Genomic DNA, 18,469 nt, shown 5'->3' on the forward strand with positions numbered 1-18,469 from the left:
TTGTTTTTTAAATTGTTAATCGGCGAAAGCCTGACCATAAAAAATTAAAAAAGTATTGCTTTTTTTGTCGTATCGTAAACATTCCCAATTATTGTAAACGGCACTGGTAGCAAAACAAAGCGTATTCGCTAGGTTTGTTTTTGACACATTTTTGGCGAAACATCCATCTTTTAATATAAAATTTTCATCTTTTGATATATCTGTAATTTTAAGATATGAAGATTCTAAATAAGACTCTATGCTTTTTTCAAGATAATCTTCATTGCTAATCAAAAATTCATTTGCAAATTGATAATCTAATGTTCCAAAAGAGTAGAAATTACAATTGGCATCTTTTAGACCATTTATGACTTTTATATCCTTATACAATTCAGCATACGTTGAAGATTTTTCATTGTAGAGCAGAATTGAAATTTTTTCATTCTTTTTGTCATAAACTATAAATGCAACGTCATTGCTGTTTTCTTGAAACAAGCTTCCTTTTGCAATAGAGAGTAATTCATAATTGTGATTCTTCTTGAAATAAGATTGTTGTTCTGCGTCTATTTCTTCAATCAATTTATTATGAATATTAAAAAAAATCTTTTTTTCAGAAAGTTGTTTTAAGCTTTCTTTTTCTCTTTGTATACGATCGTTGTCTTGAGGATTATCAAACGTAGAAACTTGATAATTTACGCTTTCAGATTCCTTTTTTTTATTAATTATTTGTGGTGATGTTTCTTTTTGTTGATTGTCTTCTTTATTTATTTTATTCTCCTGCTGTTTTGAGTTGCAAGAGATTATTAGTAATGTAAAAAGAATTAGGGCAATTTTATTTTTCATTCAATTTAAATCTTAGTGACGGTATTTATAATAGTATTTATTAAGGAATTATAGTAAATAAAGACTATTTGAAGAGTCTTCACTGAACCTGTTTTTTTGAATTACCAAGCCAAAGCAATGCGTTCAAAATCATTTGGCTTTGTGTTTTATTTTCAAACGTGTACGATAATGTTTTGTTAGTTCCGCCTTCATAATCAATGTCGTTATGTCCCATGTTTACGTACAGCATTTTGTATTTTTTATTCGTCCATACAACAGGATAATAACCGCTGTGCCAAATTTCATGTGCTTTTGGCCCAGTTCCTAACGGAAAACTAGATTGGTCTATAGCTAGTAAAATTTCAATGTCAGGATTTTTAGTTAAGTCGTTAGACCAGCGATACCATTCGTTTGGAGCTGAACTAAAAGTCTTAGGAAGATTTTTAGTAACAGGATGCTGATTTTCTACGCGTAAAACCGCCGAAGTAGGTCTCCAGGTATTACTACCATATTCGTCGGAACCTAAAAAAATATTATGATACCAATTCCAATCCTGATTATAACTCGAATTATTCAAAGCGAAAGCAGCAAAATGAAATCCGATAAAACCACCGCCATTTTCCATATATTTTTGAAAAGCTTCTCGTTGTTCTTTCTTTTCAGGTCGTGTGTCCAGAAACAAAACAACCTTATATTGTGCTAAAAATTTTGCGTTTAGATTATCCCAATTGCTGGTTGAATCGTATTGAAAATGATTTTCTTGAGCTAATTTCGGAAAATATTTATTGGCTTCATGAACAAAGCTGATATGCGCCTGATCATTTTTAGCGGTATAAAAAGCAATGACTTTAAATTTTGGTTTTTCTTTTTTGTTTTGAGAAAATCCAAGGAAAGAAATTGCTAATGCAAAGATGTAAATACTTCTTCTAAAAGTGGTTTGGAGGTTTTGGTTAGAAATAATCATGAAATAAAATCAAAAATTAGCTTGGAATTTTTTCGATCAAAATTTCATTTTCAGCTTTGTCAAAATAAGTGCAGGTCATTTCGACGATATCTACACGCCATTTTGCAATTCCGCATTGAGCACAATGATTACAAAAAGTCATATAATCGGTTTCGCCATGCTGATGTTTTACTAAAAGTTCTATAAAAAGTTCTTTGTTTGGAAAATCGGCTACTTTAATTTCAGGATATTTTTCTTCGGCCTCAGCGGTATAATTATTTAAGCCGTAATAAACAACGCTTCCATCATGAACGTAAGTATCATATCCTTTTACACCTAAAATAATTAAATCCTGAATGTAATTTGGAAAATCTGCACCGGATTTTACTTTTGAGTGAGCTTCTTTTATTTGGTCTATTGTAAACATATTTATATAGTTTTTTAGGTTAGGTTTTTTTAGCCACGAATTTTATTAAAATAATTTGTGAATTCGTGGCTAATGAAATTATTTCAAAAATACGATTAATGCTTTTATAAATGAATCAAAAGATTCAATATGTGGTAAATGTCCGGTGTTCGGAATTTCTACCAGTTTTGAATTCGGAATTGCTTTTTGCGTTTTTTTACCTAATTCGGCATAATTTCCCATTGTTTTTTGAACTTCGGCAGCAACTAAAGGTTTTCCTAAAGCGGTTTTATCTCTAGTTCCAATTATTAAAAGTGTTGGACTTTTAATGTTTTTAAATTCATATAAAACAGGCTGAGTAAAAATCATGTCGTAAAGAAGGGCGGAATTCCAAGCAACTTTATTATAATCGGGAGCAGTTGTCCAACCCGCGCCGAGTTCTGCCCATTTTTGATAATCGGCATTCCATTTACCATCGTAATAATTCGCCATTTGATACTTTTTAATACCCTCATAATTTTGTTTCAGTTCCGATTCGTACCACCAGTCAACAGGTTTATAAGGCACAATTAATTTCCAGTCTTCTAAACCAATTGGGTTTTCTAAAACTAATTTTTCTGTCGTTTCAGGATATAATAAAGCAAAACGAGTTGCCAGCATTCCGCCCATAGAATGGCCTAAAATGGTGGTTTTTTGAATTCCTAAATGGTCTAAAAGTTTTTTGATGTTTTGAGCTAATTGCTGAAAAGTATATTGAAAATGATCTGGTTTTGTTGATTTTCCAAAACCAATCTGATCCGGAACAATGACACGAAATCCTTCTTTTGTCAATGTTTTTATAGTAGTTTCCCAATAAGCGCCGTTGAAGTTTTTTCCATGAAGCAGTACAATGTTTTTGTTATTGTAATTATCAGGTTTGATATCCATATAAGCCATCTTAAGTGCCTGACGCTGATTGCTTAATTCTAAAAAATGAACAGGAAAAGGATATTCGTAATTCGTTAGATTAATATCTAATTGTTTGATTTTCTGCTCTTGTGCCAAACAAAAAACAGGCAATAAAAGTATGAGGAGTTTTAAGTTTTTCATTTAAAAACGGTTTTTTATTAAGGAACATAAAATTACCGCTATGCATTTTTAAAACCAAAAAATACACTCTTAAAGTTATTACAAAAAAGTGATTGAGTTAACAATTAAGCCATTACAGCAACTATGTTAAGGGCAATGCAACCAAGATCTTTGTCACCGATAATTTCCACTTTTTCCAGTGCTTCAATTGGCGACATTCCTTTCGAAAATAAAAGCCATGCATCTTGTGGATTAATTTTGACAGTTGAAGTAGGACTGTTTTCTATAGAATCAATAAATTCCCAATTATTTTCTTTTTTAATGATGTTCCATTGTCCGCCAATTTCTGTTGTTGCAATTAGACACACAATTGTACCATTTGGAGCTTGTGTGTTTCTATAGGTATGCGGTAAAGCCTGAACAAAAGTCTCTATAAACGGATTAAACAATTCTTTGGTCATCAAAGCGGGTTTTCCTACAGCATCTCTAATCTGTTGTTGATGGAGGAACTTTTCGGTATATTCTCTTGCAATATGAAACCAGTTTAACGAAGTTTCCTGTCCGGCCCAAGCCACTGAAAATATTGCATTTTCAAATGAGTTTAATGTTTGTAAATGATCCGAATATTCTTTTCCTGTGCTCTCCAGTAAATCAATCAGTACATTAGGACTCAGTCTTTTTGTAGCATTCGTCCAAGTCATATTCAGCTGGTTTAAGAAATCGACTAAGTCTTGATAAGAATTAATATTTTCTGGATTTTCTCCAAAATAATGATCTCTGGAAATAGATAATCCTCTTAAATTTCCGTCTAATAAATGGGATGCAATATCTTTAACCTTCCATTTTTTTGCTACAGTTTGGGCATTCCATTCTTCTTCTGTTAATGATTTTAAAAGATCGATTAATAAAGTGTCCAGAATAGGGAAGAGATGTAAAGTCTGAATCGGAATTATTTCTGAAGATTTCATTTATTTTATTTTTGATCAGGGATTTTGAAATCGCTATTTTTTAAAGTTACAACGCGCTGTGGGTATGGAATATCAATATTATTTTCGTCAAATCTTTTTTTGATGCTTTGCAGTAAATCACAATACATTACAAAACCGTCTGTAGAATTTTTTGCCCAAGCCCAAGCTTTTAGATTGACGCTCGAATCGGCTAAAGCCACTACGCGTGCAACTACCAAAGGAGTTTTTTCTTTTTTGGCTTCAGCAGTTCGGGTATCAATAAAAAGGGGATGTTTGGCTATTTCATCTTTCATTATCTCCAATGCTTTTTCCATGTCAGAATCGTAACCAATCCCGATTTCGATTATTTTACAGCATTTGGTATCATGCATATTGGTATTGACAATAATCTGTGCACTGATTACAGAATTCGGGATTATAATTCGGTTGTTTTCGGCATCTTTCAAAACAACCTGTCGCAGATTTATATCTTCGACGGTTCCAACAAAATTATTGATAGTAATTTTATCATTGATTTTAAAAGGTTTGAAAATCACTAAAAAAATACCGCTTACAATGTTACTCAACGCTTGCTGGGAAGCCAGACCGGCAACAAGAGAAATAACGCCGGCACCCGCTAAAAACGAATGTCCGATGATTTTAAATTCAGGAATCTGAATTAGCGCAAAAGCAAATCCAAGAATATAAATTATCGTTATGACTAAATGTTTTAAGAATTTAAAACAAGTCGCATCATAATCTTTATCGAATTGTTTTCTGTATAAAAGATAACGGAGTGCTCTGTCTGTAACTGCACCAAGAATAATAGTGGTAATTGCAATTATGGCAATGATAATACCGATTCTAAAGTCTTTTATATAGTCAGTCATATTTTCTGATTTTAAGAAAAAAAATCCAAAAAACAACTGATCAAATATTGCTTTTTGGATTTTATAAAGTTAAGATAAAATTCTTTGTTTTTTAGAGTCCTACGAAATCATCGCTTTTCGGAAAAATACTTAAAGCCTGAATAGCGATTTCAGGAGTTGGAGAAGCCAGTTTACGCAGTTTAGTGTCCATCCAGGCTCCGTCAACCGTAATAGTGGCACAAAGGGTATCATCTTCTCTTCTAAACTCGTGAATGATTGACCAGCGCGAAGCATCGGCTTTCATTTTTGATGTTTTGGTATGGATGAAGATCTTATCCGAAAGTTTTAATTCTTTCCTGAAAACACATTCTTCTCTAAATAAAACAGGCCCAAAACCTTGCGTCTGCATTACTTTTAGAGTAAGTCCCAGTTCTTCAAGGATTTCGATACGATGCTGTGCACCAAAATCGTAATAAGCACTGTGACGAACGTGAAAATTTGGGTCAAGATCTGACCATCGAAAAGATATTTCTTTTGTAAATGAAGCCATTTTGTAATTGTAATTTTAATTTGAAACCGAAATTACGAATAAAAAACGAGTTTTGTTAAGGTGTCATTTTTGATAATTCAATCTCTAGTTTATCAAAATTCTCTTCATTCTTATCCACAACATAAGGTTTTAACTTTTGGCATTCTTCTTCTGTTTCAAAAAGCATTTTAAAAACCAATTTTGTCTCATTTTCAGAAATAGCTTCAAAGGTCGTCAGGATTTGAAAAAGTGGTTTTGAGTGACGTTTCCAAGCAATAAGATTCGGTTTTTCTATTTTGATGAATTCAACATCATTTTCATAATTTCCTTTTTCTGGACCATGCATGGTAAAAGTCCATTTTCCGCCTTCGCAAAAATTAAATTCATGAAAAGTATTAGTAAAACCTTTTGGTCCCCACCAATTTTTCAAATGTTCTGGAGTACTCCAAGCCTTAAAAACAAGTTCCTGTGGAAAATTTAAAACTCTCGTAGTAACAATTTCTGAATCTGGTGTGGTGAAAAGAATCTCTGAAGCCATTTTTAAAAATTTTTAATTTGATTGTCAAAGGTTTGGTAAAGGTAGTTCTATTTTTGATAAAGAATTAAAGAGTTGATTTTCAAATTTTAGATTGTTTCCAGATTATCCCATTCGTACTCTATTTTGTTGACTTTTAAATAGTATGGAATTAATAATAAAATTTCCAGTCTTAAAGAAAAATGCCCATTTCCTACACTAAAAGGAAGTATAAAAAGTGAAGCAATACAAATTGCAATTCCGACAACAGCATCTATTTTGGCAATCATAATAGCATTAGGTTTTTCGAACCAAAGAGAGTAGGCGGCAAATGCTTTTAAAAGCATAACGGAAATAATAAAGAGCCCTGTTCCAGAATAAGCTCTGTCGGCTGAAAATCCGTAAAGAGATAAATTTACGCTTGGGACAAAAAGATTTGTAATGAGCGAACCTACAGCGCAAACGCCCATGATCATAAAAATCCAGCAGAATACTTTTATCCACCAAGGCAATAATTTACGTCTTATTACAACTGGTTTATCAAATTCATCAAATTTACTTTTTAGTTCTTCTTCCATGGTTTTGTTTTTGGTTAGTTTAAGATTGTATTTGTTCTGGTTTAGAGTTTAATTTTTTGACAATCCAAGGAAGGGTAAGTCCTTGTCCGATAAGGGTAAAAAGTACAACGGCTACAGAAATAAAGATAATGGCATTTCTTTCCGGAAACGGAGTTCCATTTTCTAGAAATCTAGGAAGCCCAATGGCGATGGCAAGAGATACTATGCCCCGCATTCCCGACCAGCCTAAAATGATGCTGTTTTTGAAATCCAGAAGAGCATCTTCGCTGATTTTTCTTTTTCCTTTACGAATTTTTTTGAAGCCTTTCTGAAGGTTGATTTTTTGAAGAAATATTCTGATAAACCTAATTAGTAATGCAACAATGGTAATGATAAATGCGTAACCAATGTAAGGCAGTATCATATTGTCATCAATATCTTTTAATACGTATCTAAAATTAAGCCCAATTAAGATAAAAATTAATCCGTTTAGCAAAAAGATAATAATGTCCCAAAGGTTTCGCGAGCTATTTTTTAAGCTCTCAGGGAATATCTTTTTACTAAAACGGGCAATGGCTAATCCTGAAATTACAACAGCGATTACTCCAGAAACATGCAGATGTTCTGCAATTAAATAGGTTACAAAAGGCATTAAAAGCATAAAACTAATAGTGACATTTGAATTTTTATGCACTTTTTTCAAAATAACGGACAAAATTTTGGACATTACAAAACCGACTAGAAACCCGCCTCCTAATAATATTATAAATTGCAATGTTGCCTGCCAGATTATAAAAGCAGATCCCATTACGGCGGCAACTGCAAAGCGATAAGCAACTAATGCTGATGCATCGTTTATCAAACTTTCGCCTTCTAAAATGGTTATGGTTTTATGTGAAATATCAAGTCCTTTTGTGATGCTTATAGCGGCAACAGCGTCGGTTGCAGAAAGAATTGCTCCCAATACAAAAGCGAGAGGCCAAGTTATATTAGGAATCAAATAATGGGCAACAACAGCGATCCAAAAGGTGGTAAGAAAAACCAAAGTTATCGCTAAAGTACTAATGGTGCTGATGTTTGTTTTGAAATCTTTTGGCGAAATATTAAACGAAGCATCATACAGAAGTGGAGGAAGGAACAATAAAAAAATAATCTCGGGATTAATCTCTATTTCATTCATTGTTGGAATAAAACCAATTCCAACTCCTACAATTACTAGTAGAATAGGGTAAGGTAATTTGGCTTTATCAGCAAAGGCAGATAATCCGATAACTATGGCGAGTATAAATATAATGATGCTGTAGTTTTCCATTCTAAAAGCTATGTTTTTTTTAGATTATAATTGAGTAGAACGAAAAGTAATTCTCCTTTTAAACTGCTATTTGTAATGTTTTAATTTGTTATTGATTATTGCCTTTTAGATAAGAAATAAAACTTCTACGAATATCAATTTTTGTAATGATTTCATCCCATAAATGAGTATTTCCAAGCCAGAAATCTGGATTTCTATTTTCATCTATACCATTGATATGTATATCATTGAATTCATATTCAATTAGTTCAAGTTTCTCTGATATTTTTTTCTTAGTGCATTTAATAGGCGTAGTGATTCCATCTATTTCTTGATTATGTCTTATATTAATATGTGTAATTTTTCCTGAGTAGATATTCCCCATTTTTTTTAAAAAATCAAAAAAGTCATCATGACTTTCATCTCGTCGAGAGATAAAACAAATTTGATTAGCCTTTAATAATTTTTGATTTACTTTTTCAAATCTTTTTTTCATTATGTTATTGAAGGAATTATTGTCATCTCCAATATTTTTGTAATGAATAGAAGTAATGTTGTTCTTAACATCAAGATACCAATTTGAGTTTTGTTGATGTTCTGAAAATTCAGTAAAAAAATCAGTAAATTTTGATTGATACAAATGAATAACAGTTTCTAAAGAATAATGCATCATCCAATCTAAAGGATTCGCACATAATCTTAAGTCGTGATTTTTTAAGTAATGTGCGGGACGACAAGCATCTCCAATGCTAAAAATGGCATCAAATACAAACTCTTTTTTTTTGTTAGTAGTATATTTTCTTTTCAAAACAATAAAACCGTAAGGCAGAAATGTTTTTAAGGTCTTTATTATTTTTTTTTTCATTTATCCTTATATTTTTTCCTTTTTGCAAAATTTGACTTGAAAAAAAACTGACTGGCAGAAAATTAATTTTTTCAATTTTACGAAAAGATTATATAAAATGTTTTTTAGCGAATATAAACGTATTAAGTTTTAAAAAAATCAATCGCTTTATTTATTTTGATTTTTGAGTATTGATATACTTTAAATCCTTGTTTTATTGAGAAAATATAATAAAAGAACCTGTTAATTTAAATCGGTAATAGAAGTTTCTTCAAAAAAAAGAGGTTTCTTTTTTATTTTTGTTGTTTTAGATGTTGTAGGTTCATCTTCTGTCATGGTATTGGTTTCACTTGTTATTGATTCTTCTTTTTCAAAATCATAAATATGGCTGGAAACTTGGCCAGCACCTCTAAAGTATGTCTCCATGTGAGTAAGGACAAGTCCGCTTTCCAAATATTTAAATGCACTTAAAAAAGTACCGCTCGCTCCATCGCCATATAGATTGATATGTAGTTCACCTTTTTCAATCTTGATTTCTTCGGTATCATATAATTTATAATCATGATCATTATATTCTACTGGCATGGTAACGTCAGAAACTTTATCTAAACGATATGTTTTATCTGAGTTCTGTAAAAGAATCAGCATAGGTCTTTTGGCAGTCTTGACATCTTTGTGTTTTAAAACAATTGCAATATCTTTTAGATCATCATTGTTTAAATCGCCATGAGTTTCATACTGAATTTCGTAAATATCAAGTTTTGGAAGGAAATCAGATGCTTTTTTTCCTGTTTTGGAATAGGTAATATCTGCTTCTTCAGGATCATTTTCTTCGTACTCTTCGCCATTTTCTTCAAATTCTTTTTTGGCTGGAAGGCTGTCGATAACTGCAACATTATCTGAAGTGGTTTTGTTGTCTTTTTTGCAAGATTGTATGGTGAAAACAAGTAAAAAAGACAGTGTATATAGGATTCTGTTTTTCATTGATTTGGACTTTTAGTATTTTTCAAATATAAATTATTTCTTGTAAGATTTCTAAGTGCAAATGTCTATTTGTTTTCAGTCAGCTGTTTTTCTAAATTTTGAATCTGTGATCCACCGCTTAGTTTTTTGTTTAAAATAGCCCCATTTTCATCCACTAGAAAATGCCACGGAATAGCAAAAGATTCACTGCCAAATATATTTCGTAAATCACCATCTAATTTTTCATTTGCTCTAATATGATATCCTTCTAAGTTGTAAAAATGAGTCATGTCGCGCCATTGTTTATCCTTGTTTTCTTTGTCTATCGAAATGTAAACCATGGTAATATTTTTCGATTTCAGCAAGTCGTACAATTTTGGATTATCTTTAAATTCAGCTTTACACGGACCGCACCAAGTTGCCCAAACGTCGATATAAAATGGTTTTCCGTTCAGATTCTTTACGAGATCTTTTACGGAGTTTAGGACATCAGTATTTTCTACAAATTTTACTTTTTCATTTAAAGGTTCCTCTTTTTTCTTGTGAAAAGAAAGAATAGGAATAATTACAGGTTCTAGAAAATGGATATAAGAACTTGAAGGATATTCTTTTTTAAATTGTTCAAAAAGTTTTATAAGTTCTTGTTCGTAATTATTATTGATTGCTTCGTAATAAATATAAGCAGCAAAATAATATTCCAACTGCTTTCCAGATAAATATTTTTTTGCATTATCAATATTATGCGTATGAATAAGTCCTTTTTTATGAAATTCAGTAAGAATTACAGTATCTATGTTCTCTAAAATTAATTCATTATAACGTAAATAATTTTCAGCATAAAAATAAAACCACGGAGATTTTAAAAGCTCTGGATTGCTTACTGGATTTGATTTGAAAATTGTGGCCCAAAGTTCTGTGTACTGACTTTTATTTAAAGTATTCTTGTTTCGGGATTCATTTAAATAGTTAATAAAAGCGAAACTTCCCTGTGCTCCTTTATAGAAATAATCTCTGTCTGTTTCGACGAGACGGTAAAAATCTTTAGAAATGACTTTTTCTTTCAAAAGATCTTTAAAGCCTTGTAGTTCATTTATGTTGCTTTCTTCCAGTTTTTGTTTGATTACAGATGGAATGCTGTCTTTGCTGTATTTTCTGGATTCGAGTTCAAAATGTCCGCCTACAATCATATTTCTGTTCAGAATTTGATTGTATAATTGCTGTCCTTTTGCATTTTTAGATTCAACAGTAAATGGATTTTTAGCATCTTCAGTGTTAATATGAACTTTATAAGTCATGCCGGGCTCAATTATTAAAGTTCCATATGATTTGTATTTGTAAGATAAATCAATAAAACAGGTTTGATTTAGTTTGAGATTGATTTGAAAATTGCCTGAAGAATCCGGCTGGACAGAATCTGTAAAACCGAAATAATCAATGCCGCCAATTGGCAAAGTATATTCTATTATTTCAGGAATTTTTCCGTTTATATTTCCTAAGATTTGAATACTATTTTTGTTCTGGGCTATAACTAATCCAGGAAACAGAACGAATAAAACTAAATGGAACCATTTCATTTTTTCAATTTTAAGGATTTTAAAAGGATCTCAAATATAATTTTTTTTGAGAGAAATTAAACAGTATTATTGGGTTAATTAGTAAATAATGACATGTAAAACAGCGATATGCCAAGAATGTCAGGTTCTAAAAATGCCATGTTGGCAGATGATTTTTAATGAGTCAACATGAAAACTGACAATTTTATTTAGTTTTTTATATTGGCACAAAGATTGACTTATGCCACCTGAGTTAATAAAATTAAATCAAAAATTAAATATATAAAAAATGGGTAAAATAATCGGAATTGACTTAGGTACGACGAACTCTTGTGTTTCTGTAATGGAAGGTAACGAAGCAGTTGTTATCCCTAACGCAGAAGGAAAAAGAACTACACCATCTATCATCGCTTTTGTTGAAGGTGGAGAGATTAAAGTAGGTGATCCTGCAAAAAGACAAGCAGTAACGAATCCTACAAAAACGATTGCTTCTATTAAACGTTTTATGGGACACACTTTTGCTGAAACTCAAGATGAGGCAAAAAGAGTTCCTTACAGTGTTGTAAAAGGGGACAACAATACGCCACGTGTGGATATTGATGGTCGTTTATACACTGCTCAAGAATTGTCTGCAATGACACTTCAAAAAATGAAAAAAACTGCTGAAGACTATTTAGGTCAAACAGTAACTGAAGCAGTTATTACAGTTCCTGCTTACTTTAACGATGCGCAACGTCAGGCTACAAAAGAAGCTGGTGAAATCGCTGGTCTTAAAGTTATGCGTATCATCAACGAGCCAACTGCTGCTGCACTTGCTTACGGATTAGATAAAAAAGGAAACGATCAAAAAATTGCTGTTTACGATTTAGGTGGAGGTACTTTTGATATCTCTGTTCTTGAATTAGGAGACGGTGTATTTGAAGTATTATCTACAAATGGTGATACTCACTTAGGTGGTGATGACTTTGACCAAGTTATTATTGACTGGTTAGCTGACGAATTCAAAACTGAAGAAGGAATTGATTTACGTTTAGACCCAATGTCATTACAGCGTTTAAAAGAAGCTGCTGAGAAAGCTAAGATTGAATTATCATCTTCTGCTGAAACAGAAATCAACTTACCTTACGTAACTGCTACTGCTTCTGGACCAAAACACTTAGTGAAAAAATTATCTAGAGCTAAATTTGAGCAATTATCTGATTCTTTAGTAAAACGTTCTATGGAGCCAGTTGCTAAAGCATTAAAAGATGCAGGTTTATCTACATCTGATATCGACGAAGTAATCCTTGTAGGAGGTTCTACTCGTATGCCAAGAATCGCTGACGAAGTTGAAAAATTCTTCGGTAAAAAAGCTTCTAAAGGTGTTAACCCTGATGAGGTTGTGGCTATTGGAGCTGCTATTCAAGGTGGAGTTTTATCTGGAGACGTAAAAGATGTATTGTTACTTGACGTAACACCTCTTTCTTTAGGTATCGAAACTATGGGTGGTGTATTGACTAAATTAATCGAGTCTAACACAACTATCCCAACTAAAAAATCTCAAGTATTCTCTACTGCTGCTGATTCTCAACCATCTGTTGAAATCCACGTATTACAAGGAGAAAGAGCAATGGCTGCTGATAACAAAACTATCGGTCGTTTCCACTTAGATGGTATTCCACCAGCACCAAGAGGAGTTCCTCAAATCGAAGTAACTTTCGATATCGATGCTAATGGTATCATCAAAGTTTCTGCAACTGATAAAGGAACTGGAAAATCTCACGATATCCGTATCGAAGCTTCTTCTGGATTAACAGCTGAAGAAATCGAAAAAATGAAAAAAGATGCTGAAGCTAACGCTGATGCTGACAGAATTGCAAAAGAAAGAGCTGAGAAATTGAACGAAGCTGACAGTACTATTTTCCAAACTGAATCTCAATTGAAAGAGTTAGGAGATAAATTGACAGACGATCAAAAAACAGCTATCGAATACGCTTTAACTGAATTGAGAATGGCTCACCAATCTCAAGATCTTGATGCAATCCAAAAAGGATTAGACAATGTAAATGCAGCTTGGAAAACAGCTACAGAAGCAATGTACGCTCAAGGTGGTGAAGGACAGCAAGCTGCTCCACAACAAGAGCAGTCTTCTGGAGATAACGTGGAAGACGTTGAATTCGAAGAGGTCAAATAGATTTGATTAATATCGATTAACATCGGTTAATAATAAGTGCTAAACCGCTGTAAACTTAATGTTTACGGCGGTTTTTCTTTTTTCTTTTTTATTGTTTCTGCTCTTTTTTAATCGTTTTTCATCATATATTTGTACCACATTTGCACCGGCACTTAAGTGGAGACAAAGTGTCTCTTATGTATACTTATTGTACCTTAATAAAGGGAAATAGGCGATGAAAAAAGAAAAATAAAGAATGTCTTTTTGCGGGGAAAAATTCCTTCAGTTAATCTTGGAACCCGCCTTGTAGTGATTGACCGCAAAATCATGCCCTAGATGTTTGCCATTTACAACAGACTTACTGCCGGAATCTAAAAGTGCACTGAAGAAAAAATTATACAGACTTGAAAAAGAGGACTGCTATTCCATTAGCGAAATAGCTGAGAGATTTCAGATATCTGAAGGTTTGGTCTACATCCATATCCGGAAATATTCAATACCAATCAGACAGAGCGGAAAGTATGTATATGCTCCAAAAATGGAAATTGATAACTTGTATAACAGAAATGATTTTGTATGAAACAATTACTGAAAACCAAGGCGACTGTGCGTCTTCGAAAAGCAGAAAACAAAAATGAATGGTATGTTTACATAGAAAGCTATCCTGTTGAGGTTTCTGGAAAGAAAACTTCCCAAAGAATCCGTGAATATATAAGTAGATCCGTGACAACAGTGGAGTGGGACAAAAAAAGAACCGCCCGAACAGACGCAGAGGGAACAAAATCCTACAAACCAAAGCGCAACGATAACGGAATAATAATGTGCAGAAGCGATAGCGACCGTGAAATAATGCTGTATGCTGACGGAATCCGTAAAGTTCGACAGAAAGAATATGATAATAGAGATCTATACAGTGATGCTGAGAGTGTATTAGTTGAACAGAAAGAAAAAAGGAAGGAGGATTTTATTAAATACATTGCAGCTTTGGCGGCTAAAAGACACGCTCGAAGTTCAAAATCTGTACAGATCAATTGGAATCGTACCAAAGAATTTTTAAAAAGCTATTCAGGAGGCAGCCTTATATTTTCTAAGATTGACTACAGAATGGCACATGATTTTAAACTGTTTTTATTAGCTGCTCCTCTAGAAGGAAATAGAAAAGGAACTATTTCCAGCAATACTGCGGGAGCTTATTTTTCCATATTTAAAGCGGCTTTGAAACAGGCTTTTATCGACGGATATTTAACGGTTGACTTATCTTCAAAAATAAAAGGCATCCCGGAACAGGAATCAAGACGTGAATATCTGACCATTGAAGAATTGAATGTACTGGCATCAACAGCATGTGAAAAAGATGTTCTTAAAAGAGCATCACTTTTCTCAGCGCTTACAGGACTGAGACATTCCGACATTCAGAAGCTCCGCTGGAAAGAGATAAGTTTGGAAGAGGGTATTGCCAGACTTCACTTCACGCAGAAAAAGACAAAGAGTGTTGAATATATGCCTATTGCTGAGCAGGCTCTTCAGCTCTGCGGAGAACCGAGGCTTCCCCGGCAGCTTGTTTTTGAGGATTTGACAGACATATCGTGGATTTCACGCCCTCTGAAAAAATGGGTTGAATCTGCAGGCATTAAAAAAAATATTACCTTCCACTGCTTCCGCCATACATTTGCAACATTGCAGCTATCAAGCGGGACAGACATTTATACGGTCAGTAAAATGCTGGGTCATACCAACCTAAAAACTACTGAAATCTATGCAAAAGTGGTTGATGAGAAGAAAAACAGAGCTTCGCAGGCAATACAATTGGAATCTTTAAAGAAAAAAGAGTAATAAAAAATAAAGTATTTCGAAAAACATATTGCAGTTTATCTGTCTGTTTTTTTAGTCTGCGTTTTTATCGGCATAATCGGAAGACTGGTGCTGCTGGGAAAAGATGCTGATAGAGCAGGATTCGAACTTTAAGCTTGGAACCTATTTATTTCGTACGTTTGTTGTTTTTTTAAACAGTGGTACCACGATTTTGTCGAGTGGATGAACTTTAATCGTTCAAACACTTTTTAAGTACGCAAGTTTATTGTAATAAGCATTATAATTCTGTTTATGTATTTAAGAAATGTACTTTTTTTCTTATATATTTAAAAGAAAAACGTGAAGATATTTTTGCAGGGTTCTGTCGCATCTGTCAAAATCAAATTTAAGTGATATAATAGTTAGCCCGCCAATAGCCGTGGACGGGGAATGGCTGCAGGTAATGGTGGTGGAATCCAAGAATTTTGGGTATGTGAATGCGAAGTTTGTGTATAAGCTGTAGCCTTGTATCTGATGAAGAAAGCCTATATGTAATATAAAATTATTCATTAAGGCTGATGATATATTTTTTTTGATTTTGGCTGGCAGTCGTTACGATTCTTAAGAGCGTTTGAATTATTGGAAAAAAAACTGATTTTCTAAATGAGAGTGCTATCGTTTTGAATCTTTCCTGTCATTTTTTCGTTATACAAAGCAATTGAACCAGAAACCTTTATTGTTGATAACTCGTTTAGGAAGAGAAGCAGCGCGTGCTTTTAGGCATATAAACAAACGAAAACAAATATATCAGTGATAATTAGTTTTCAAAATTATTTACAATCAGAGAATAAGAAACATGAAATCAGTTATGCCACCAGAAATGCTTCCTTTTTTTGGTTGATAAATCGTTCTTTGACCCAGCTAAAAAACTATCTATCTTTGGAATAGCATTACTTATCGTTTACTCTACAATAGCAATCATTTTCCTGTTATTAATGACAGTTAAATTAAAAATTATTTTTATGTCAGGAATTAATAATATTACCAAGTCCTTGACTGAGACTTTAAAGCAGTCAGATTTAAAAGGTTTAACTGCTGAATATGGTGAAGTATTTCTTGATTCATTTTTAGCTGAAGGAATAGCAAAAGACATTCCAATTCTAAATTCTATAATTGCAGCTTTTAAAACCACTGCAAGTGTAAAAGATATGCTGTTTGCCAAGAAGATTGTGCGCTTTCTTACCCAGATAAATGATATCCCGGAAGAAGAGAGGGAGAAGATGATAAACGAAATTGATGGATCTCAAAAAAACAGGATAAAAATAGGAGAGAAGCTTTTATATATTCTGGATAAATGCGATGACCATGAAAAAGCAGAATTAGTGGGCATACTCTTTAAGGCATTTTTACAGAATAAAATAAGTTACAGCGATTTTTTGCTCTGCAATCTTGTTATTGAAAAGTGCATAATCAGCGAGCTGGAAGTATTTGTCTTGGATGAAGTTATTGAATACAATGTGGAGGAATATTCCGAATATCTTAACTGGGGGCTCGTCAATTTCGCCCCTTTCAACATAGATATACAGAAGGTAAACGGTTCTTCATATCAGCCCGAATACGAATTGAAAGGGAAGAAATTGTCATTAACCACCAGTAATGCCGGAAATATCTTAAGGGATACACTGAAAAAGCAGATTACGCAATCAGTTCTTGGAGAAGAGCTATGCATGCTGCCTGTAAATGATGTAGAAGAGTATTTACGCACAATATTAGCTAAATACGAGAACGATGACACCTACGGTATGTTATGGCAGGTTCGAATGGTGTGTGCAGCCCAGCTGTGCAGGAATGCAAACGTCAGTTATGAAGAATATGAGAAGTTTATAAAGTTGATTGTAGCAGATAATTTAGGACAGTTAAAGTTTTTTGAAAATTATATCAGCAGATATGCAAGACGTATGTTGCGTGAAAATATTGTATTCGATCGACAGAAATGGCAGAACTTTTACAGTAAGCTGTTTACTGCCAAGGGACACGTTTTGTAAATCAATCTAGGTAATGTTCATGAAAATTTATATATCATTGTGTTTCAACTAAATTTGTAAAAAAAACTCTTTTAAAATAAATTATTGGTATTCATTTAAACCTCTTTTCCACTAATCAAATTTCTTATATTTGAGTTTGTTAGGTAGATGTTTTTATAAGTAGATGTTTTTATGTGGTACATTAGTACTTGTTGCTTAACAATAAATTTAGACTTGATAGATTAATAGTTTGTTCCAATTTAAGAAATAAAGAAATGGGAGGAATTACATTATTTGAAGGGAAGCCGATTGAAAAATTAATCGAAGTTATCAGCCAGGGTATCGGAACTCTGTACAGACCTCGGGCAATAAGGAAAGAAGCCGATGCAGAAGCGTATAAATTGGTGGTTCTGGAGAAAGCCAAAGCCAAAGCCGCTGCAGAGAAAAGCCTTGTTGAATTTGAAATGCTCGGTGTAATGGAACAGAAAATTTTATATCGTGAGCAGAAGAAACAATTGAATCTTGAAAAGATTATTGAAATTGCTGCCGAGCAGATAAATCAGGATTCGCAGGTTAATTCTGAAAAGGTGGATTTCGACTGGACGACAAGATTTTTTAATCTCGCAGAAGATATTTCAAATGAACAGATGCAGGAGCTGTGGGGAAAAATACTCTCGGGAGAAGTAAAAAAGCCAGGTTCGTTTTCGTTAAGGACTTTGGAGCTTTTAAAGAATATTTCTAAAAATGAGGCTGAAATTTTTACAAAATTTGTCCAGTTAAACGTAAGGCACAGCAGGGGGCACTTTATTCCTTACATTGACCAGAATACCTTTGAGGAGTATTTTAATATTTCCTATTCAGAAATTCTGCTGATGTATGAAATAGGACTGCTTTCAAGCGGACCTAATATTGGGCTGCATTTTCCAGCTTTAGAGTTTCCCAGCTTAATGTTGTATGAATTCGGAACTACGGGAATACAGGTAACCACTGCCGCACACGACAGACCAAACAGCGTCGCTATATTGTCTCTTACGCAAATCGGATTAGAGCTTGCTGCGCTGATACGTTTTGAAAGAAATGAACAGAATATAAAGTATCTCTGCAAAGCTCTAACTACTCCCTACACCAAAATTATACTCGGAGAATTAGTGAAAGAGGCGGGGCAGGTAAAGCTAAAAAATGTATTTGAATATAAGCCTTAAACAATATGATATTAA

The 18,469-nt window shown here is 33.2% G+C and carries 17 protein-coding genes; 4 read left to right on the plus strand and 13 right to left on the minus strand.

Annotated elements, in window-relative coordinates; translation table 11 throughout:
- Window positions 1-15 precede the first annotated feature (15 nt).
- From P2W65_RS14195 to P2W65_RS14255, 13 genes are all read right to left on the minus strand, one after another.
- Window positions 16-822 carry a hypothetical protein gene (locus tag P2W65_RS14195; protein ID WP_289658293.1) on the minus strand — a complete coding sequence of 269 codons (807 nt, stop codon included), beginning with the start codon at window positions 820-822 and terminating at the stop codon, window positions 16-18.
- A 79-nt stretch (window positions 823-901) separates the two neighbouring features.
- Entirely contained in the window at window positions 902-1,765 is an 864-nt protein-coding gene (locus P2W65_RS14200; protein WP_289658296.1) for a ThuA domain-containing protein, read from the minus strand.
- Between the two features lie 16 nt (window positions 1,766-1,781).
- A complete protein-coding gene (locus P2W65_RS14205) occupies window positions 1,782-2,171 on the minus strand; it encodes a DUF1398 domain-containing protein (protein WP_289658299.1) in 390 nt (129 codons plus the stop codon).
- Between the two features lie 78 nt (window positions 2,172-2,249).
- Entirely contained in the window at window positions 2,250-3,239 is a 990-nt protein-coding gene (locus P2W65_RS14210) for an alpha/beta fold hydrolase (RefSeq protein WP_289658301.1), read from the minus strand.
- 104 nt (window positions 3,240-3,343) lie between these two features.
- Window positions 3,344-4,186, minus strand: coding sequence for a maleylpyruvate isomerase N-terminal domain-containing protein (locus P2W65_RS14215; RefSeq protein WP_289658303.1), 843 nt, complete (start codon window positions 4,184-4,186; stop codon window positions 3,344-3,346).
- A gap of 5 nt (window positions 4,187-4,191) precedes the next feature.
- Window positions 4,192-5,055: a mechanosensitive ion channel family protein gene (locus tag P2W65_RS14220; RefSeq protein WP_289658305.1), complete on the minus strand. Its 864-nt coding sequence runs from the start codon at window positions 5,053-5,055 to the stop codon at window positions 4,192-4,194.
- A 91-nt stretch (window positions 5,056-5,146) separates the two neighbouring features.
- Window positions 5,147-5,584 carry an acyl-CoA thioesterase gene (locus P2W65_RS14225; protein WP_057122622.1) on the minus strand — a complete coding sequence of 146 codons (438 nt, stop codon included), beginning with the start codon at window positions 5,582-5,584 and terminating at the stop codon, window positions 5,147-5,149.
- Window positions 5,585-5,639: 55 nt separating this feature from the next.
- Window positions 5,640-6,101 carry an SRPBCC family protein gene (locus P2W65_RS14230; RefSeq protein WP_289658311.1) on the minus strand — a complete coding sequence of 154 codons (462 nt, stop codon included), beginning with the start codon at window positions 6,099-6,101 and terminating at the stop codon, window positions 5,640-5,642.
- Between the two features lie 86 nt (window positions 6,102-6,187).
- Entirely contained in the window at window positions 6,188-6,655 is a 468-nt protein-coding gene (locus tag P2W65_RS14235; protein ID WP_289658312.1) for a hypothetical protein, read from the minus strand.
- Between the two features lie 19 nt (window positions 6,656-6,674).
- On the minus strand, window positions 6,675-7,946 hold the full coding sequence (locus P2W65_RS14240; RefSeq protein WP_289658313.1) for a Na+/H+ antiporter: 1,272 nt from the start codon (window positions 7,944-7,946) through the stop codon (window positions 6,675-6,677).
- Between the two features lie 88 nt (window positions 7,947-8,034).
- Window positions 8,035-8,790: a DUF1796 family putative cysteine peptidase gene (locus P2W65_RS14245; RefSeq protein WP_289658314.1), complete on the minus strand. Its 756-nt coding sequence runs from the start codon at window positions 8,788-8,790 to the stop codon at window positions 8,035-8,037.
- A gap of 222 nt (window positions 8,791-9,012) precedes the next feature.
- Window positions 9,013-9,753, minus strand: a complete 741-nt coding sequence (locus P2W65_RS14250) for a hypothetical protein (RefSeq protein ID WP_289658315.1) — start codon at window positions 9,751-9,753, stop codon at window positions 9,013-9,015.
- A gap of 65 nt (window positions 9,754-9,818) precedes the next feature.
- Window positions 9,819-11,306: a TlpA family protein disulfide reductase gene (locus P2W65_RS14255; protein ID WP_289658316.1), complete on the minus strand. Its 1,488-nt coding sequence runs from the start codon at window positions 11,304-11,306 to the stop codon at window positions 9,819-9,821.
- 268 nt (window positions 11,307-11,574) lie between these two features.
- Here P2W65_RS14255 and dnaK point away from each other — a divergent pair, with 268 nt between their 5' ends.
- From dnaK to P2W65_RS14275, 4 genes are all read left to right on the plus strand, one after another.
- Window positions 11,575-13,458: a molecular chaperone DnaK gene (gene dnaK, locus P2W65_RS14260; protein WP_289658317.1), complete on the plus strand. Its 1,884-nt coding sequence runs from the start codon at window positions 11,575-11,577 to the stop codon at window positions 13,456-13,458.
- Between the two features lie 555 nt (window positions 13,459-14,013).
- Window positions 14,014-15,270: a site-specific integrase gene (locus P2W65_RS14265; RefSeq protein WP_289658318.1), complete on the plus strand. Its 1,257-nt coding sequence runs from the start codon at window positions 14,014-14,016 to the stop codon at window positions 15,268-15,270.
- Between the two features lie 980 nt (window positions 15,271-16,250).
- Window positions 16,251-17,273 carry a hypothetical protein gene (locus P2W65_RS14270; RefSeq protein ID WP_289658319.1) on the plus strand — a complete coding sequence of 341 codons (1,023 nt, stop codon included), beginning with the start codon at window positions 16,251-16,253 and terminating at the stop codon, window positions 17,271-17,273.
- Between the two features lie 254 nt (window positions 17,274-17,527).
- Complete coding sequence (locus P2W65_RS14275; RefSeq protein ID WP_289658321.1) at window positions 17,528-18,454, plus strand: DUF2806 domain-containing protein; 927 nt, start codon at window positions 17,528-17,530, stop codon at window positions 18,452-18,454.
- The last annotated feature ends 15 nt before the right edge of the window (window positions 18,455-18,469 follow it).

This window comes from Flavobacterium panacagri, from assembly GCF_030378165.1.
In the GTDB taxonomy this organism is placed as follows: domain Bacteria; phylum Bacteroidota; class Bacteroidia; order Flavobacteriales; family Flavobacteriaceae; genus Flavobacterium; species Flavobacterium panacagri.

What these genes read in the sequence shown, in the direction of transcription:
- P2W65_RS14210 (WP_289658301.1), bottom strand. Translation starts at nt 3,239, where the DNA reads ATGAAAAACTTAAAACTCCTCATACTTTTATTGCCTGTTTTTTGTTTG.
- P2W65_RS14270 (WP_289658319.1), top strand. Translation starts at nt 16,251, where the DNA reads ATGTCAGGAATTAATAATATTACCAAGTCCTTGACTGAGACTTTAAAG.
- P2W65_RS14205 (WP_289658299.1), bottom strand. Translation starts at nt 2,171, where the DNA reads ATGTTTACAATAGACCAAATAAAAGAAGCTCACTCAAAAGTAAAATCC.
- P2W65_RS14240 (WP_289658313.1), bottom strand. Translation starts at nt 7,946, where the DNA reads ATGGAAAACTACAGCATCATTATATTTATACTCGCCATAGTTATCGGA.
- P2W65_RS14250 (WP_289658315.1), bottom strand. Translation starts at nt 9,753, where the DNA reads ATGAAAAACAGAATCCTATATACACTGTCTTTTTTACTTGTTTTCACC.
- P2W65_RS14230 (WP_289658311.1), bottom strand. Translation starts at nt 6,101, where the DNA reads ATGGCTTCAGAGATTCTTTTCACCACACCAGATTCAGAAATTGTTACT.
- P2W65_RS14245 (WP_289658314.1), bottom strand. Translation starts at nt 8,790, where the DNA reads ATGAAAAAAAAAATAATAAAGACCTTAAAAACATTTCTGCCTTACGGT.
- P2W65_RS14275 (WP_289658321.1), top strand. Translation starts at nt 17,528, where the DNA reads ATGGGAGGAATTACATTATTTGAAGGGAAGCCGATTGAAAAATTAATC.
- P2W65_RS14195 (WP_289658293.1), bottom strand. Translation starts at nt 822, where the DNA reads ATGAAAAATAAAATTGCCCTAATTCTTTTTACATTACTAATAATCTCT.
- P2W65_RS14255 (WP_289658316.1), bottom strand. Translation starts at nt 11,306, where the DNA reads ATGAAATGGTTCCATTTAGTTTTATTCGTTCTGTTTCCTGGATTAGTT.
- P2W65_RS14225 (WP_057122622.1), bottom strand. Translation starts at nt 5,584, where the DNA reads ATGGCTTCATTTACAAAAGAAATATCTTTTCGATGGTCAGATCTTGAC.
- P2W65_RS14265 (WP_289658318.1), top strand. Translation starts at nt 14,014, where the DNA reads ATGAAACAATTACTGAAAACCAAGGCGACTGTGCGTCTTCGAAAAGCA.
- dnaK (WP_289658317.1), top strand. Translation starts at nt 11,575, where the DNA reads ATGGGTAAAATAATCGGAATTGACTTAGGTACGACGAACTCTTGTGTT.
- P2W65_RS14215 (WP_289658303.1), bottom strand. Translation starts at nt 4,186, where the DNA reads ATGAAATCTTCAGAAATAATTCCGATTCAGACTTTACATCTCTTCCCT.
- P2W65_RS14220 (WP_289658305.1), bottom strand. Translation starts at nt 5,055, where the DNA reads ATGACTGACTATATAAAAGACTTTAGAATCGGTATTATCATTGCCATA.
- P2W65_RS14235 (WP_289658312.1), bottom strand. Translation starts at nt 6,655, where the DNA reads ATGGAAGAAGAACTAAAAAGTAAATTTGATGAATTTGATAAACCAGTT.
- P2W65_RS14200 (WP_289658296.1), bottom strand. Translation starts at nt 1,765, where the DNA reads ATGATTATTTCTAACCAAAACCTCCAAACCACTTTTAGAAGAAGTATT.